The 15972-nt window shown below is 37.2% G+C and carries 18 protein-coding genes and 1 tRNA gene; 7 read left to right on the forward strand and 12 right to left on the reverse strand.

Features of this window, described 5'->3' with window-relative positions; genetic code table 11:
* Nucleotides 1–13 precede the first annotated feature (13 nt).
* A complete protein-coding gene (locus KE626_RS10320; protein ID WP_211972808.1) occupies nucleotides 14–1021 on the forward strand; it encodes a hypothetical protein in 1008 nt (335 codons plus the stop codon).
* A 451-nt stretch (nucleotides 1022–1472) separates the two neighbouring features.
* Here KE626_RS10320 and KE626_RS10325 read toward each other — a convergent pair whose 3' ends face one another.
* From KE626_RS10325 to KE626_RS10335, 3 genes are all read right to left on the reverse strand, one after another.
* The gene (locus KE626_RS10325; protein ID WP_211972809.1) at nucleotides 1473–2045 is read right to left on the reverse strand and encodes a hypothetical protein; all 573 of its coding nucleotides are present in this window, start codon (nucleotides 2043–2045) and stop codon (nucleotides 1473–1475) included.
* Between the two features lie 67 nt (nucleotides 2046–2112).
* Nucleotides 2113–2466, reverse strand: a complete 354-nt coding sequence (locus KE626_RS10330) for a hypothetical protein (RefSeq protein ID WP_211972810.1) — start codon at nucleotides 2464–2466, stop codon at nucleotides 2113–2115.
* 16 nt (nucleotides 2467–2482) lie between these two features.
* Complete coding sequence (locus tag KE626_RS10335) at nucleotides 2483–2782, reverse strand: hypothetical protein (RefSeq protein WP_211972811.1); 300 nt, start codon at nucleotides 2780–2782, stop codon at nucleotides 2483–2485.
* Nucleotides 2783–3693: 911 nt separating this feature from the next.
* On the opposite strand from KE626_RS10335, the gene KE626_RS10340 reads away from it, so the two are divergent.
* The 3 genes from KE626_RS10340 (at nucleotide 3694) to KE626_RS10350 (ending at nucleotide 5640) form a co-directional block, all read left to right on the forward strand.
* Complete coding sequence (locus KE626_RS10340) at nucleotides 3694–4092, forward strand: hypothetical protein (protein WP_211972812.1); 399 nt, start codon at nucleotides 3694–3696, stop codon at nucleotides 4090–4092.
* Between the two features lie 163 nt (nucleotides 4093–4255).
* Entirely contained in the window at nucleotides 4256–4636 is a 381-nt protein-coding gene (locus KE626_RS10345; RefSeq protein ID WP_211972813.1) for a plasmid mobilization protein, read from the forward strand.
* 5 nt (nucleotides 4637–4641) lie between these two features.
* Nucleotides 4642–5640 (forward strand): relaxase/mobilization nuclease domain-containing protein, encoded by a 999-nt coding sequence (locus KE626_RS10350; RefSeq protein WP_249207420.1) that lies wholly within the window; start codon nucleotides 4642–4644, stop codon nucleotides 5638–5640.
* Between the two features lie 503 nt (nucleotides 5641–6143).
* Here KE626_RS10350 and KE626_RS10355 read toward each other — a convergent pair.
* From KE626_RS10355 to KE626_RS10365, 3 genes are all read right to left on the reverse strand, one after another.
* Nucleotides 6144–6443, reverse strand: coding sequence for a hypothetical protein (locus KE626_RS10355; RefSeq protein WP_211972815.1), 300 nt, complete (start codon nucleotides 6441–6443; stop codon nucleotides 6144–6146).
* 231 nt (nucleotides 6444–6674) lie between these two features.
* Entirely contained in the window at nucleotides 6675–7772 is a 1098-nt protein-coding gene (locus KE626_RS10360; RefSeq protein ID WP_211972817.1) for a hypothetical protein, read from the reverse strand.
* Nucleotides 7741–8430 carry an RNA polymerase sigma factor gene (locus tag KE626_RS10365; protein ID WP_346344389.1) on the reverse strand — a complete coding sequence of 230 codons (690 nt, stop codon included), beginning with the start codon at nucleotides 8428–8430 and terminating at the stop codon, nucleotides 7741–7743. Before KE626_RS10365 ends, KE626_RS10360 begins: the two co-directional genes overlap by 32 nt.
* Between KE626_RS10365 and KE626_RS35035 the strand changes: the two genes are divergently transcribed.
* From KE626_RS35035 to KE626_RS10375, 3 genes are all read left to right on the forward strand, one after another.
* Nucleotides 8338–8538 carry a hypothetical protein gene (locus tag KE626_RS35035; protein ID WP_346344391.1) on the forward strand — a complete coding sequence of 67 codons (201 nt, stop codon included), beginning with the start codon at nucleotides 8338–8340 and terminating at the stop codon, nucleotides 8536–8538. The genes KE626_RS10365 and KE626_RS35035 overlap by 93 nt on opposite strands.
* A gap of 107 nt (nucleotides 8539–8645) precedes the next feature.
* The gene (locus KE626_RS10370) at nucleotides 8646–8876 is read left to right on the forward strand and encodes a helix-turn-helix domain-containing protein (protein ID WP_211972820.1); all 231 of its coding nucleotides are present in this window, start codon (nucleotides 8646–8648) and stop codon (nucleotides 8874–8876) included.
* Nucleotides 8877–9258: 382 nt separating this feature from the next.
* A complete protein-coding gene (locus tag KE626_RS10375) occupies nucleotides 9259–12348 on the forward strand; it encodes a metallophosphoesterase (protein WP_211972821.1) in 3090 nt (1029 codons plus the stop codon).
* 143 nt (nucleotides 12349–12491) lie between these two features.
* Here KE626_RS10375 and KE626_RS10380 read toward each other — a convergent pair whose 3' ends face one another.
* The 6 genes from KE626_RS10380 to nfi all read right to left on the reverse strand — a co-directional run bounded on the left by KE626_RS10380 (nucleotide 12492) and on the right by nfi (nucleotide 15900).
* Nucleotides 12492–13193 carry an ATPase gene (locus tag KE626_RS10380; RefSeq protein ID WP_211972823.1) on the reverse strand — a complete coding sequence of 234 codons (702 nt, stop codon included), beginning with the start codon at nucleotides 13191–13193 and terminating at the stop codon, nucleotides 12492–12494.
* Nucleotides 13180–13461 (reverse strand): hypothetical protein, encoded by a 282-nt coding sequence (locus KE626_RS10385; RefSeq protein WP_211972824.1) that lies wholly within the window; start codon nucleotides 13459–13461, stop codon nucleotides 13180–13182. The genes KE626_RS10380 and KE626_RS10385 overlap by 14 nt, the downstream gene beginning before the upstream one ends.
* Nucleotides 13462–13663: 202 nt before the next feature.
* Nucleotides 13664–14005 (reverse strand): helix-turn-helix domain-containing protein, encoded by a 342-nt coding sequence (locus tag KE626_RS10390; protein ID WP_211972826.1) that lies wholly within the window; start codon nucleotides 14003–14005, stop codon nucleotides 13664–13666.
* 66 nt (nucleotides 14006–14071) lie between these two features.
* Nucleotides 14072–14818, reverse strand: coding sequence for a hypothetical protein (locus tag KE626_RS10395; protein WP_211972827.1), 747 nt, complete (start codon nucleotides 14816–14818; stop codon nucleotides 14072–14074).
* Between the two features lie 266 nt (nucleotides 14819–15084).
* Nucleotides 15085–15158: transfer RNA gene (locus KE626_RS10400), tRNA-Asp, on the reverse strand.
* A gap of 73 nt (nucleotides 15159–15231) precedes the next feature.
* A complete protein-coding gene (gene nfi / locus KE626_RS10405; protein WP_249207392.1) occupies nucleotides 15232–15900 on the reverse strand; it encodes a deoxyribonuclease V in 669 nt (222 codons plus the stop codon).
* Between the last annotated feature and the right edge of the window lie 72 nt (nucleotides 15901–15972).

The raw sequence follows: 15972 nt of genomic DNA on the forward strand, positions 1-15972 counted from the left end.
TAAATAAAAGGACATGATTAAAGTCCCACTTACCTTAGATCAGTTGGATGATTTGGCGCAGGAATTTGGTCGTCTGATTATAAAAAATATACCTATTAAGAAGAAGCTTCGCCGCAAACCCAAGCCGACTTACCTGGGAGAAGTATTCCAATATCTGGAGGCAAATCTGGAAGATATTCTCATTGGTAGATTAGATAGGTTAGAAAATCATATTGCTCAATTGGAGCCTAAAATCGTGCTGGCAATGAACCGCTATCGTGGAAGGTACCCAAGGAAAACTGCAAAGGACGCTAAAAAATGGTTTAACAAAATAATACTTTCGATTTGGAATTACGACCGGAATAATTACAGCTTCACTTTGAAAAACAAGGGTGAACTCGCTTATAATCATGCTAAAAATATAGGAACCAATACGTGTTTGTATTGTAATGCTCAATATACAATAACATTAAAAAAAGGCGCTCAAAAAACAAGGCCAACATTTGATCACTTTTATGGCAAAGCAGATTATCCCTATTTAGCATTATCATTTTACAACCTTATACCGGCTTGTTATGTGTGCAATTCAAATTTGAAAAGGGACACTCTAGTTCAGCCAGGTGAGTATTTGCATCCTTTTATCTATGGTTTTGATAATCTGCTTGCATTCAGCATAAAAGTAAATGCGCTTGATTTTTTGATCAACAGGGAAAAATTTGCGCTTGATTTAATTCCATGCCCCGGTGCTGATCCAGATAGACTAGAGCAGGCGAATAGGAACAAAGAATTGTTTGCCCTGAAGGAGCGCTACAATTACGATCTTTCACACGTCCAGGATATTCTTACAAAGTCCTATTTGTACAGCAACAGCGCAATTAAGGACCTTAAGGATTTTAAAATTGATGGAAAGTACCTGTTCCACTCTGAAGAAGAAGTAAAAGAATTGATTTTCGGTGCCAGCGGCAGGCCGGATAAACACCACAAAAGGATTTTTTCTAAGTTGACAAAAGATATCTCCTTGGAACTTGGCCTTGATCTTTAAAGAAACGGCAGACCAAATGGTTTGACTAGGAATTGCTGCATCTGGATAAAAGCCAAAATTATTTTATCTTTTGAATTTAAATATTTTTTGTATATATAACTGGTCTTTAGTCGAATTAAAATAGACGCATTTGCTTAGCGGAAAAATTAATTTGAAAAATTATGTGTACGCTTTCTAAATTCTCCTAATTTTTCAAAAATTAGGAGAATTTACAACTTAATATTTAAGTCGTTATAAAAGAATAGTTTGCGTGGTTCGATTCCTGATATGAGGTAGCGAAAGGTTTTTTTCGGAGTTGGTTCTTCCAGAATACCATATAACGGTTTACGGCTTTGTGTTGTGGTTGTAATTAAGGAACATTATCCCAGCTCATAACTAAAAGCCAAATTTAAAACTAAAGATAATCTTTGTTGGTTATCCCAGCATAATACAAAATCACTGTTGCCTGTTGTTATTTGTCTTCGCCCAAGTACTGCGCTTTGATAAATCTTGTGCAATCATCTTTAAATTCGTCAGTATAGTCGAACAGTATAGCTGAACCGCCTGATTGAACTACCGTTTTTACAAAATTATAAATTTGTTGTCCACCTTGGGGATCAACCCCTGCCAAGTCAAAAATGATTTTGTCTGTCCATGATAAAGTTGCATAAAGGGAAAGTTGTCGTCTGGGAGTTCCTGCTAGTGTTTGTATTTTGGTCTTTGGCGTAATCCATTTTGTGTTATAGATCATGTTGCAAACTGGATTTGACTTGTTGGCATACTTGTCAAGATAGCCGCCAACGGTCAAAGGAAAAAAGCGATGCCAAAACGACTTTTCTGCTATGTGTTCTACATATTTTAAAGGCGTATTGATTTCAATTAAGTCATTGTACTGTTTTCCTGTCAGTATATCAATCATTTTCAGTTCAACGGGTCGAAAATATGGTCCGCAAGGAAGATGAATAATTATAATGTCACCCTTTGTTAAAATGAATGAGGGAAAATAAAAATTGTCAACAGTCTGTTCAGAAAACTTTGTCAGCATAACGGCTAGTATAATAGTAGGTAACGGTTTTGGGCTTTGCGTTGGTGGGCTTTTGTGTGCAGTATTGTCAACCTTGTAATATATTTGGCTTATCATTGACAGCTTTGTCGAACATTAGCGTCCAGGTGCTTAAATTAATGGCTGTCTCCTCAGTTTCATCGTCAAAATAGATCCATGAATTACATGCCTTAGATAATTTTTTTAATTCACCTATATCATGTGGTGTAATTTCGTCATGTCCATATTTTCTTTGTCCATTTATAACAGCGTCCCATAAAACATATTCCAAATTTGTCAACCAGGCAGCAAAATGACATCTTTCAGAAATGTCGGTCATTATATTTGCAAGTTGGCTTTGGTCTGGGTTTAAAGCTTTTGTCATATAAAAATTGCAAGGACGCTTTACAGAAATTGCTTTCACTTTTAAATCAATGATATCAAATACCTTCGGGCCAAACATGCTGCATCTCACCTACGGATGCGCGTTCTTTATGTCCAACAGCTTCCATTACAATAACTAGCCAAGGTAGCCCACCAAAGAGTTTCTCTGCACGTTTATTACCCTGACTACCAAGGTTCGTGTCTTTGCTTTTAACAATGTAACCTTTACCATTGGTGGATGCCAGGTTCTGTCCAATGTTAATCGATTTACTGTCTCCATGAACAATGCGAACTACTGGACCTGAAATAGTCCAGCCAGATTCATAGACAACGAAGTTTGAGTGTGTTTCATTCATTTCATAAACAATAGGTCTGCCGAGAACTCGGATGGGGTCCCAGCTATGAGTTACGCAGAATATTTGAAAAACGTCTGTCGAAGTTAGCACTAAAGTTTGATAGAATTACTACTATTGAGCATTTTGTATTTTACCGTTCAATTGTATACCAGGATTTCAGCTGAATTATTTTTCTCAAAACCTAACAGTCCTAATGCGCCTAATACCTTCAGTAGGTGATAGCAAATTTTGTCAGCAGATACCTTTTTCAAGGATAAAAGCAGGTGAAAAAACCAGCCGTTTTTATTTTCATAAGCAAAAACCCGGAATAACAGTTTATTGACCTCAAATGGCAGCTAAATTGAAAGTTCGGCTGTTTTATGTGAATTGAAGCGTTGGAATCTTCGCGAACAGTCTGATAATTTCAATGTGTATTATCGTAGCGACCGGAAGGCTGAATGCGATACTGAGATAGAGTTGCCAATTTTTTGTAGAAACAAAGGAATCTGAAATGATTACCAGAAACAAGTATACTTACCTCTTTTTTTCTTACAAGTAAGTTCATATTTGATGACTAAATCATGAAGTATGAAACAGAAAAAGGAGAGAATGCGACAGTTTAAGGTGTTCAAATCATCTTGCTATGAATGGAAATTATGTAATAACATAATATTAATCGCGTCAGATAATATTATTGTAAATGGTCGTGAAGGTCTGCCTGCCTCCGTTATGAGAATAAACCGACTATAGATGTTGGTCTGCTGTCTTTCATCTAATCTTACCGGCGTAAACCCCTGGGCGTTCGCCGGATAACTTCAGGAATTGCGTCCAACCTGATATCACGAACAGGCATAGAAGTGATCCTGCTGGTACTTTTCAATGTATCTCGCTCCCATCTGGAGCAATTATTTAATTGTTTAAAACCCCTAATTATGGCTGACTTCAAAAGGAAAATATTGCATTTAAGCTCTGGTAAGCAGATTAAGTTATTTGGAAATAGCATAGCTATTGGAAAATCGTTGGAACTTGGCGAAGGGTATCGCCCTAATATATTTGCCTGCAACGATGGCGTTTCTGAAAGTAATTCCCCAACATCCGTACATAATCCCTTCCGCCTAACCCGCGATGAATTGCTGGAACTAGCTGATTATAACATTCAACTTTGGATGGACTTGAAAAAGAATATCTATAAACACGGAATAGATAACCCCATGATTTTTGAGGTAGAGTTATCGTCTCAGAATAAATCGGCTAACCCAGGATCCAGGAAAATCGGAAAGGATGGGGAGGGTAAAAAGATGACTTCTCCTAAATTAGAAGACAAATTATAGGATACAACATCATGCGGGCAGGAGCATATGGGTCTTGAAGTTCGGTATAGCCAGCTATGTTTTGGTAATACCAAAACTTCTGACCCACCGCATGCTAGCGCATTTGTGGACAGGATTTTTCATCCGCTAACCGGCGGATTCAAAAAATAAAACGAATTGAAATATGACGCAGAATGAAATGAGGCAGCGGAATAAAGGAGGGCGTCCTTCAAAAGAAATCAGGAAGAACATTATCCTAACGCTAAAATGTTCAGCAGTTGAAAAGATGATAATTGCTCAAAAGGCCAGGGAATCAAACCAGAATATCTCGGAATATATCCGGGAGATCTGTATAAATGGTCAGGCTGATCGCCGGGTAAAAGTACTTCCTCCAGAAGTATTGGCGTTCTCAGGAACGCTTAATCATATTGCCGCCAACATTAATCAAATAGCCTGGAAGAGAAACAAAGGTGAGAATTTATCTCTTGAGGAACGGGGAAATCTTCAAAGACTGGTGTCGGTATTGAAGGAAATAGCGGTGGCCATAAAAAATTATCTAAGGTGATCGGCATGGTGGTAACTGGGAGTTCTTTCTATCATCTGATTAGTTATGTGTTGGAAGATAAAAGATCCTTGTCCGAAGACCGGAAAGAAAATATGTCCCTACAAGATAACATTCAACATAAAGACAGGGCTGAAATACTTGCTTACAATCAATGTTTCGGAGATAAATATGAGTTGACGGAGCAATTTAAGGATGTAGCCCGCCTGAGTAAACGGGTGGAAAAACCAGTGTTGCACCTTTCTATCCGGCTGGCTGACGGCGACCACCTGACAAGGGATCAATTGATTGAATTGGGAGAGGCACTGGCAAAGGAGTTTGATATTGCAGATCATCAATACCTGGTAGTTTTACATAAAGATACCCGTGAACAGCATTTTCATATTGTGGCTAATAGGGTAGGCCTTGACGGTAAAGCGGCCAGTGATAGTAATAACTACAAGCGAATGGCAGCATTTTGCCGGATACAGGAACAAAGATTGGGACTGAAAGAGGTACTAAGTCCCCGGGCTTTTTTATCAAAAGAGCAAAGGTTAATTCCCCGGAAAGATGAGCGGAAAACGAAACTGAAAAATGATATTAAGCAAACACTAAGAGCGGCAAATGATTATCCGGCCTTTGAAAAAGCCATGGCAGTATTGGGGTATACAATAATTAAAGGAAGAGGCATTTCCTTTGTTGATGAAAAAAAAGTGAAGATCAAAGGGAGTGAAGTTGGTTTCTCTCTGGCAAAAATTGAAAGGATTCTATCCCTAAAGATGGAATTGAGACATAAGCAATTAGAACAGAAAACTTTAGACGCGCTTGCCAGGAGAAGCACCGACAAGGATTTCATCAGTAAAATTGATTATGTTTCTTCTCTGGCTCCGGTTATTGATCAACTATCAAGTTTAATCGAGATATTATTGGAACCCGAAATGACATCTGGATACCTGCCTTACGAATTAACCCAGGAAGCATATGAACGGAGACAAAAGAAAAGAAGGAGGAAGGGACGATCGCTTTAATATTTTAGATTAAGGGACAGTTCCATAATAGAACTGCCAGGAATCAGGGATGTTTGCTCCCCTGCCGGGGGCTGCTTTGTCAAGGAATGGGACTGTATCATCATCCGTAGCATTATTCAGCATCAACAAGTACAGTCCCATTCCTTGACAAAACCTGATTAGAGCATTATATAGAAGTTGAAGGGCAGTTGATATTATCTAAGGTCTGAAATACCATGTTTCTAGTGATTTCTTCCCAAAATGATGAATATAACTTTCGTTGGCTTCAAGAATGCATTCTAGGTATTGAACCGGGCTGTCGAGATTAAAGCCAACAACGCGCAGCCCGGTTTCACTACATTTTTTTATGAATTCAGGTAAGTCGATGAGGGAAACGAAGTGCTTACCGTGGGCTACTCCCCGGAAATTCTCTAGCCAAAATATATGTGCTGAATTATTTTGTACCATAGATGTCTTGAGTTGATATTTATTTTGGAATCACTACGCCTACTATTGGTAAGACGTTATATGTCTTCCTGTGGATGATCAGGAGTCTGACTTCTGAGGAGGAAAGTAACTTCAATCATTCTTTCTATATCTATGTATAGCTCTGTGGTTTCAAGGGGATCTATCTGACCCATTATCAGATTTTTAATAAATCCATTCCATAACAGTTTTCTAAAGTTTGAAAGGGAATATCTTCCCCAAAAATCTGCAATTACCAATTGCGGATTATCTATTTCATGTTGTGAAAGTCTGAATGGCCGTTGGCTGTAGTCGTCTTTAATGTCAGACAAGTCGATTGGCGGGTTACTATTTTTCATAATTCTAGAAGGTTAGATAAATAATAAAAATGGTTTAATACGTTGTTGAGTACTGACTCTGTTGTATACACCCTTCAATATTGCAGGTACGCTTGTTGGTGAGCCGCGAACCATGTAATTGTATATACCCTTGATATGGATACTGTAAAAGGAAAGGATATTTAGTGAGTACACATGAAGCCTCACTCTACGGGTGTACAAGCACCCTCTAATATTTTTTAGATAACGGAGCTATTCTATGATTATATTAATTCCCGCTTTATTGGCTTTGTAGCCTATCTTTTGCCTCAATCCTCCGTAGTTCCAGTTTCTTACTATGAATTTATTTTCTTTTGCCAGGTCTTCCGTTGCTTGCTGATCCAGCAGAAGCAAGGTGCCGGCTTGATGTTTAATACACAGATCTATTACCCGCTTACTATAAACATGGAGTTTATAGTTGATATACCTTTTTTCTGCATCGCGAAAGGAATTCACTTTTTGGCGCATCCGTGCTTTACCGTTCTTTGTCCTGTTAAAACTGGATGATTTCTGACAACGTTGGATGGCTTCCTGGATGGCCAGGCGGCGATAAAGAAAATCTTCTTTTGTGCCTATTCTATATTGATACCTGTTGATTTTTACGACGATGGGTATTTCCATAGAAAGCGAGGCTTCTGCAATTATCTCAGGCTTCAGATTACCTACCTGCTTAGCAAACTGGAAAACAGTTAGTAGGTAAATCTTGCTACCATCTAATTGCAGGGAGCTGTCACAGCGTTTATAATCTCCATCTATCGACCGTTTCCACATACTGTATTTATCGTCTATATCCTTACCGAAGTAGGTCCTAAAGAGAAGGCCATAGAGAGAAAGAGAGTAGTTTCTGCTTCCTTCAATAGCATGTATGTTGAGTAAAGCTTTGGCGGGTATTGGTATTGGGATGTTGCGCTTATAGTTCCTCAGCGATCTGTCTCCTATCCAATATGATTCTTTTTCTTTATTATAGGTAGATACGAGGGTATTATTAAGGCACCCAAGTATTGCCATTGGCATTTCCTGCTTATATCGTTTGCTGAGGAACTGATAAGTAGTATTTGTTTTGGATGTGGTTAATATTCCATCCGGATCTTTGTGGACGTCGGACAGTTTTACCTTTGTCTCATCCTTTAGATAAAACAACTCTTTTATTTGATCCTGGATAAAATGATGGGTAGCTATTTGGTTGGCCGCCCGGAAGCAGAAATGCTGCCATTGCCAAAGCGTTTGCCAGGTTGTATGTCTTACCTGGTCGTCATCACTATTGATGAGTAGCTGTATTTTACGTGTAACGGTGATTTTTCTTGTTTCCATGATTGCGGGCCTTTTGTAAGGTTTGATTGGCTGAAACGTACTGATTTACGACATCGGCTAGTGGTCTGTTTATTTCCTGGGAAATCCTGTCAAAGTTGTATTTGTCCTGGTGACGTAGCTTATATATCTGGGCTTGTTCTGGTGTTAGGTGTGCTGTATAGTTATCGTGATATTTTTTTCTGATGGTGGCATGCTTTGGAAGAGGAGGCATTAACATTGATTTTAGAGATTCAATGCTTTCCTGGATTTCTGTTGTTATATGCTGGTAAGGAGCCGCAAATCGTTTTGCTATTTCTTTATAGTTAAGACCGTGGAGCATATAAAGCCTTATGATGGTTTGCCTGTTGGTGGGTAAATATGGAATGGCCTTTTCTATTCTTTCTAGGCGTTCAATATCTTTCCCTGATAGTTGGAGGGATTCTACCTCCTCCTCTGGGTTAAAGGAGGCATGATGGCTGTTCTCCAGAAATTCGAGGTACATAAAGCTACTGTGGAATTTACTGACCTTCTTTCTGAGGTATTCATAACAGCCCCACCGGACACATAAACGGATGAACCGGAAAAGATGAAGCATGCTGATCATTCGGGTTCTGAAATCCCATGCCCGGAGGAAGGCTTCCTGGAGGATGGAATTTATAACAAAAGAATCCTCTATTATTCGCCTGGCGTAATAGAAGATTGGTTTGTACAGGTTATTGTATATGTAGTTCAGCCCTGTTTCATCACCTCGAAGGAACAAACGAAAATGTTTGTCGTTTTCCGGTGAGTTATTAGTTATGTATAATCCCATATCTTATTTATTAAAATACTTTCCTATAGGTGATTGTCTTTCATGTACGTCTATCCGATCTTTATACTATCCCATAGGTGATTATGAAAAGCAAGATTGATTTATATGTTATCAATAAGGTAAAAGAGAAGCGGATTGAGATAGGTTTATCTCAGGCCGATCTCGCAAATGAATTAGGCATGTCGGTGGGCTTTATTGGTAAAGTGGAGAGCTCAAAATATCCATCTCATTATAACATCAAGCATCTTAATCAGCTAGCAAAGATTCTGGAATGTAGTCCCCAAGACTTTTTGCCCAAAAAAGCCCTATCATAATAAAGGAAAAACCTCAATTGTTTCTTGCGAATCTAAGGAAAATAATAACACTTACCTATAGGTGATTGTCATTTTTTTATTGAATCGCCATTTTTGCTACTTACCAATAGGTGATTGATGCGTACTCCAATTGATATCTACGTTATTAAGAAGGTAAAGGAAATGAGAACTGAGAGAGGGTTCTCGCAAGAAGACTTGTCTATTGCGTTGGGCTTTAAATCAAATGGGTTTGTAGCTCAAGTAGAAAATATTAAATATAGTAAAAAATACAATATAAGTCATCTGAATTTAATAGCAGGCTTTTTTAAATGCTCTCCTAAAGATTTTCTCCCTAACGAGCACCTTTAAATCACATCTATTTCATCACTCAAATTACCACTAAATGAGAATTCTACACATTGGCGATTTCCACTACAGAAGTAATAAGAATGAATATGAACAAAAAAATATAGTTAAAAAATTAATTAGCCATCTAAGTTCTCGAAGTCCCGTCAACTTAATATTATTTTCAGGAGACCTTGTATTTAGTGGCAAAAAGAAAGAAGATTTTGAAGGTGCACACGATTTATTAATTAAGCCATTAATAGAGGAATTACATGTTAGTAAGGAGCATGTCTTTATTTGCTCAGGTAATCATGATATTAATAGGGATGATTGCTCAAGGGTTATTATAGACTACTTTTCAGATCAAGGATCTAAAATAAGAAGTAATGAGGAATTGAATAGTTGGATTTCCGGTAATCCTAGAGATTTTGATTTAAGCTTGCAGTCTGGGAAGAATTATTATGAATACGCTGCACTAAATTTTTCCGATAAATCTGAAATATTTAATGAGTTTTTCACAATTCATAAAGTTTCAATGGAAGGGAAAAAGGTTGCGATTGTAACGATTAATTCTTCTTGGTTGTGTTCTGGATTCCATGAAGACAATGGAAATTTATTATTTCCCACAGATAAGTTGAAGCAAGCTATTAATAAAATTGACGATTCAGATTGCAAAATATTAATGCTTCATCATCCTTTAAACTATTTTAGGGAATACAACTACCATGAGTTGCAGGATTTAATTCATAGAAGCTTCAATTTAATGCTGGCCGGACACGTTCATAAAGAGCATATAGAAACTCAATTTAATTCACATAATGGCATTTACTGTAATACCACTCATGCAACTTTATGCTTTGACGGAGGAGATATTGGATATTCAATTTTAGATATTGATTTAAATGCAATGGAGTTAATTACATTGGAGCGAGGATATTATATTGCAAAGGAAAATTCGTTTGTTAGCTTAGATAACGTAGTTGTTCATATACCATGTGGAGAAGAAAAATTTAAACAAAATAAGTTAAGAAACAAAATTATCGGTAAGTATGATTCTGAATTAGAAATATCTAATCAATTACTTCTTAATTATGATGGAGATAATAAAAGAGGATTTATTGAAACATTTACCGATCCAGTATTAAGCAGCCGATCAGATGCTGAAACAGAGAATGGCAGTATTGCCCATAATTTTGATTATAAAAAGATACTTGCATTTGATGCAAACTACTTAATTTTTGGAAAGGATAAATGTGGTAAAACGTCTTTACTGAAATATTTGCAACTCAGCTTATTAAAAGACTATTCTTTTAAAGGAATAATCCCTTTCTATATTGATTATAAACAATTCGATTCAGTTGATCCTTCTCGATTTGATTTGGCAAAGGAATTCGGGAGATATTATAATTTGAATAATGCAGATTCTAATGAGCTTATAAATAATAGCAAGATACTTTTTCTTATCGATAATTTATCTCCTAATAGTAATATCCATTTAGCTATTCTATCCTTCCTGGGAGCAAATTCTAATGTTAAATTTGTTGCTTGCTCTGAATATATGGCATCCCGAGTATTTATCGAGGAATTAGATAGTCTTGACTATAATAGAATCTTTTTTAAAAATTTATCAAGGAAGGAAATTCGACTTTTTACGCGGAAGCAGTCGTTGGTGGATGATAATAATGAACTTTTAGAGAAGATTACAAATATATGTACTCAATTGCAATTGCCATTGAATTATTGGACAGTTTCTTTAATCCTCTTGATTTATAAGAAAAACCAAGATGATTACAATAAGAATTTATTCAGTGTTTTAGATGCGTGCGTTGACGAAATACTTAATAAAAAAAGATTTATTTTTGAAAAATCTGATCTGAAATTTGAACAGTATAAAGCCATATGTAGCCAAATTTCATATTTTTTATTTGTTAACTATAAGGACAATGACTACGGCGCTAGTTATATGGAGGTTATTAACTTTATCGATGAATCAATAAAGAAAAACCCAAGGATTGTAACCGATGCCAAAAGTATTTTAGACTACCTAATAAATGTAGGCATTCTAAGGGTAAAAGGTAGCTATTACACATTTAGGTTAAATGGAATATTCGAATATTTTTTAGCCTATTACTTAAGAGACCATCCTTCTTTTAGAAAAGAGATAGTGGATAATGATTCTATGTATTTGTCATTTAAGAATGAATTGGAACTTTATTCAGGGTTTAATAGAAATGACGTTGATTTCTTAATTAATGTGTACAACAAAACTAAGAAGGTATTCGATCCAGTAATTGAAAAATTTAAAGCGACCGGCAGTGTTGACGATAATTTGCTTTTGCAGATTAGCAATGCGAACGACTTTGCTAAAAATATAAAAGAGCTGCTTGTAAATGCACCTATTAAAGATGATCTTCAGGATGAAATATACGATACCTTAAGGCCGCTTGAAGCTAACTCAGAAGTTCATGTGAAAGAAGTAATCGATGTAAGCTATATAAATTTTGAATTGCTGGAAAAGTATATTTCAATACTAGCGAGAGTCTTTAAGAATTTAGATAGCATTGAGAATACAGCCCTCATAAATGAAGTTTTTAAGTATATATTAGACTGTTATTGTTACTTGGGCTTTTATTTTATTGATGAATATGGAACTCGTGCTAAACAAGAGAATCTTAACCAAGATGGAGCAAATCAAGATTTTATTGTTGGGGAAGAGATCTTGCAATTAATGGCGCGGATGATACCGGTATTGATGCAGTCATTGTTGTACGATGGCGTTGGACATCTAAATCTGAAGAAAATAGTCGAAAATAAAATTATTGAGTTAGAACAAAACCCTAAAGGGGAGCAGTATAAGCTTTTTATGTTATATTTCCTGTATGTAGATTTGGACATAAATTCTCATAAATCACAGATTGACAGAGTTTTTGAAAATATAACAATTGCTCCTTTAAAGATAGCCACCCTATTTAAACTGAACTTTTATTTAGCTTTTAAAGCGTTTAAGAAACCCGAATTAGAGCAGTTTTTTAAGTTGAAAATTCAAGCTGCTCAATTGCGAATTGATAATAAGACAGACGTAAATGATCTGCAAAAATTGTTATCAAATAAACAAAGGAAGAATTTAATTAAAAGAAGTACTTCTTGATTTTTTTTGACTTTTCATGATCTTAACTTAAATGGAGTCATGTACAAAGTATATTTGTGTGTGACTTCATTTAAATATATGATTATCATTATGTAGCATTTTCTGTATTGGAAGGAAAAAGATAAGCATTTTAAGGGAATTATCTATAGCTTTCTCCCTTGCTTTTTCGCAACAGGAACTTTTTTCGCAGCTTTACCTTGGGCAAGCAAATACTCCGAGACCATCTCATAGATGGAGGGTAGCCCGTTTTTAATCCAATTTTTCTTCAATGCAGATTCAAGCGCCAATACTACTTGATTGTCTTCGAGTTTAACCAATATCTCAGGTCTTTCTGAACCATCGTACAGGCATATAACTTTAAAGGTATCCTTGTAATTATTGATATGCTCCAAATTCTTTTCGTAAACGCCTTTAATGGTTCTGGCATCTACAGCATGACCGCCTTCTTTAACTCTTTGCCTGACGCGTGTTTCACAATCTTTTACTTTGTCCAGGCATAGGTAATTGAGTTGAATCTGGTATCCCTTATTATCAAAGCGATCTATGTATTTCCAGTAGTCGGGATGTGATAATGGCGTTTCCAATACAAAGGGCTGGTTAGCCTTAATCGCTTCGTCCATTTTTGAAATCAGGAAGTTTTCCATCATTTCGGCGGAGCGAATAGTCAGTTGCTCTGCTGTCAGACCTTCTTTTTTAAGTTCTTTCTCAAAATTTGTACGTGTCATATCCCTGTCAAAGGGACGGACACCTTCAAATAAGTCGGGTAACATCGATTCGATATGCGTGGATTTACCAGCTCCGTTAGGCCCGGAAATGACGATTAGGGTTGGTTTAGAGTAATCCATTTTTTTTTAGGAAATTTTCTCTGATCACAATGGCTTCGCTGTCAGATAAACGACGAATAAGCTTTGTTTCAAGTTCTGCGCCTACTGTAAAAACTTCCTGAATCTCGATGTGGCCATCAGCAAATTCATAGAAAGCCTGTCCTTCAGGTAGCTTATCAGATAAAATCAGAAAAGGAAGATTATTACTAAAATTTCTTTTCCTTAAGCGATCAATAGTAATAGCAAATTTTTTGTTCTGGACGGCTATTTCATGTTCAAAATCTGTCATGTATAAATAGATGAAGGAGTTTAAAAATCTCATGTAAATGTACTAAAATTGGCGCTTAATTCCAATTCGAAAGTCTTGATATTTACTTCTTTTATAACGTTGGTTATTAGATAGTTGTGTCGGTTTTAATGGATCATTTAACTTATAAGAACTAAGACTTTTCGACTGAAGAATTTTGCCATTCTTCAGTCGAAAAGCTACATTAATTGCTTCCTGGATTTTCAGGCGTTAATAGCCTTTGTATATCATTCCAAAGGAAGTATACTCTCGACCGGATTTTATACCGCTTTAACTGACCGTGTTTTATCCAGTCATAAATAGTGGGTTTAGTGACACGAAACAAACTACAAACCTCGTCTATTTTATAAAGTGGTTTATAAGCAAGTCCGGGTGTTTCATAAGCTGGAACCGGAGCTGGTTTAGAACCAAGACTATTAACTTCTTCACGAATTAACATCCTGAGCTGTTGCCAATATTGCTCTGGCTCAATAGGGAATAACATCGGCGCTTCCACTTGTTCAATCTTCACTTTTTTGTTTTCCATATTTTTTGATTTAGATCCCAAATATGGATTTTAAGCGAAGAAATAACGGGTTAAGTATACTTGTTTTTATGAAATCTTCGGTGAGAAGCGTTTTTTAAGGCGTAGTTCCAGTTCCTTCAAATGTTGAATTCCTTCATTGAACTGCATTGCCTCCAAAAGGGTATAGGTTTCGCTAAAGCTTTTAAATACTTCCAAATAATGTCTTGAGTCTGGTTTGACCAGTTTATCATTCTTGAATATCAGCTCAAGTTCATTCTTCATCCCTTTAGGACTAACACCAAAAATTTGGTGCAATTGATCCGCACATCTGTCGGTTGGCGAAAGGAAACTTAATTTACTCGTCTTTTCCAGAACATAAAATAGCAGCACCAATGCACGATTTGACAATTGATCCTGTTTACATTTCTCTAACCAGGCCTGTTCCTTTCCTTCAAAGGCGATTATTGCAGTTTCAAGTTTTGGGAGAAAGTCGCAATTGAAGGTAGGCCTGTAGATGAAATAATAGAGTGGCACATAAGCAAGTGCGCCAATCATAAATAAAATACCAAGATAAATGCCTTTTGTAAAAATCAATGGACTATTGAAGAGGACAACAAAAAGTGTACTTACACCTAATAATAGTAAGTAGTGTCGTAGAACATCGTCCCAATAACCACTAATCAGTTTGTGACGCGTAGCTGCGGTGGGCCAAACTGCATAAGAAGAGCAATGATCTTCATGCGTTTTGTGGAACCGGGAGTAGATGTAATGGTAGTTAATTGGTAAATCAAACGTGGCAAAGGATTGTATCCGCCTCAAATTCAAACTTCTCATTTCACTTCCTTTTATAGTTAACAAAAAAATACTGGGGTATTATAAATATACGGAAATGAATACACTTTTTCCCAATCTATTTTGGTCGGGTCTTACTACTGGCGCGAGGAACGGTAAAAGTCCGTAATAATATTTGTATCTTAGTAAGTGATAGTTAACCTTAATAAGGTATCATAAAAAATCAGGAGAGAATTAATCGGAACTCGACTAAATACTCGACTTAAAATAGAAAACCCGCGACTAGCGCGGGTTCCTTCGAGATTTTGCGGACCGGACGGGACTCGAACCCGCGACCTCCGCCGTGACAGGGCGGCATTCTAACCAACTGAACTACCGATCCTTCCTACAGGTAAGCTTTTCAGCCGTTCTGTATTCCCCGTTTGGGGTTGCAAATATATAAATAATAATTCCAATTAACCAAATATTTTCTTTTTATGCTCCAGTAATGCCAGCCGTGCATGGTGATCCGCCAACCGGGTAGTTTCCGGTAACCTGTACTGGGCGCACATTTTCAGCACGATGTCTGTTGCGGTAGCCAGCGAAATTTTATGACCAACGGATACAAATACCGGGTTAATGCCGTCCTGTGTTCTTAGTGCATTGCCGATATGATCACCTGCATCCATTAATGCCGCCACGCTGCCACGTGCTGCCCCCGGATCGGTATATTCACCGGTTAACTTTGTTTTGCCGCAGCCGATAACGGGTTTGTTAATCGTTACACCCAGGTGACAGGCAAGCCCGAAACGACGCTGGTGGGCAAGGCCCTGGCCGTCGCAAATGATAAGGTCCGGGTGAACAGGCAGTTTTTCGTAGGCGCGTAACAGTGATGGCATCTCCCTGAAGGAAAATAAGCCGGGTATATACGGAAAAGTAACCTCCATGCAATGGGAGGCGACGGCTACTTCCTGTAATGTATCATAGTCCAGCAGCACAATACTTCCGGCAATCAGGTTGGTATCTTTGTCGTATTCTACATCTGTTCCCGCAATAATTTTGATGGGATCCGGTAATACGTCGGTGGTGATAACCCGTGGCCGCAGTTCTTCCTGTATGGCAATGGCTGCTTCTTCGGTGAGCATGGATAGCGATTTATAGGTGCGTTCAAAGCTACAGGAAATTATTGTCCGTTGAAAGCTTATATTTGAGACGTA

Source organism: Chitinophaga hostae, assembly GCF_018224885.1.
Lineage (GTDB): Bacteria > Bacteroidota > Bacteroidia > Chitinophagales > Chitinophagaceae > Chitinophaga > Chitinophaga hostae.

Coding starts and splice junctions, on each gene's coding strand:
- KE626_RS10340 (WP_211972812.1), top strand. CDS start 3,694: ATGGCTGACTTCAAAAGGAAAATATTGCATTTAAGCTCTGGTAAGCAG.
- KE626_RS10325 (WP_211972809.1), bottom strand. CDS start 2,045: ATGCTGACAAAGTTTTCTGAACAGACTGTTGACAATTTTTATTTTCCC.
- nfi (WP_249207392.1), bottom strand. CDS start 15,900: ATGCTCACCGAAGAAGCAGCCATTGCCATACAGGAAGAACTGCGGCCA.
- KE626_RS35035 (WP_346344391.1), top strand. CDS start 8,338: ATGAAGCATGCTGATCATTCGGGTTCTGAAATCCCATGCCCGGAGGAA.
- KE626_RS10380 (WP_211972823.1), bottom strand. CDS start 13,193: ATGGATTACTCTAAACCAACCCTAATCGTCATTTCCGGGCCTAACGGA.
- KE626_RS10370 (WP_211972820.1), top strand. CDS start 8,646: ATGAAAAGCAAGATTGATTTATATGTTATCAATAAGGTAAAAGAGAAG.
- KE626_RS10345 (WP_211972813.1), top strand. CDS start 4,256: ATGACGCAGAATGAAATGAGGCAGCGGAATAAAGGAGGGCGTCCTTCA.
- KE626_RS10335 (WP_211972811.1), bottom strand. CDS start 2,782: ATGAATGAAACACACTCAAACTTCGTTGTCTATGAATCTGGCTGGACT.
- KE626_RS10350 (WP_249207420.1), top strand. CDS start 4,642: ATGGTGGTAACTGGGAGTTCTTTCTATCATCTGATTAGTTATGTGTTG.
- KE626_RS10385 (WP_211972824.1), bottom strand. CDS start 13,461: ATGACAGATTTTGAACATGAAATAGCCGTCCAGAACAAAAAATTTGCT.
- KE626_RS10320 (WP_211972808.1), top strand. CDS start 14: ATGATTAAAGTCCCACTTACCTTAGATCAGTTGGATGATTTGGCGCAG.
- KE626_RS10375 (WP_211972821.1), top strand. CDS start 9,259: ATGAGAATTCTACACATTGGCGATTTCCACTACAGAAGTAATAAGAAT.
- KE626_RS10355 (WP_211972815.1), bottom strand. CDS start 6,443: ATGAAAAATAGTAACCCGCCAATCGACTTGTCTGACATTAAAGACGAC.
- KE626_RS10395 (WP_211972827.1), bottom strand. CDS start 14,818: ATGAGAAGTTTGAATTTGAGGCGGATACAATCCTTTGCCACGTTTGAT.
- KE626_RS10390 (WP_211972826.1), bottom strand. CDS start 14,005: ATGGAAAACAAAAAAGTGAAGATTGAACAAGTGGAAGCGCCGATGTTA.
- KE626_RS10360 (WP_211972817.1), bottom strand. CDS start 7,772: ATGGAAACAAGAAAAATCACCGTTACACGTAAAATACAGCTACTCATC.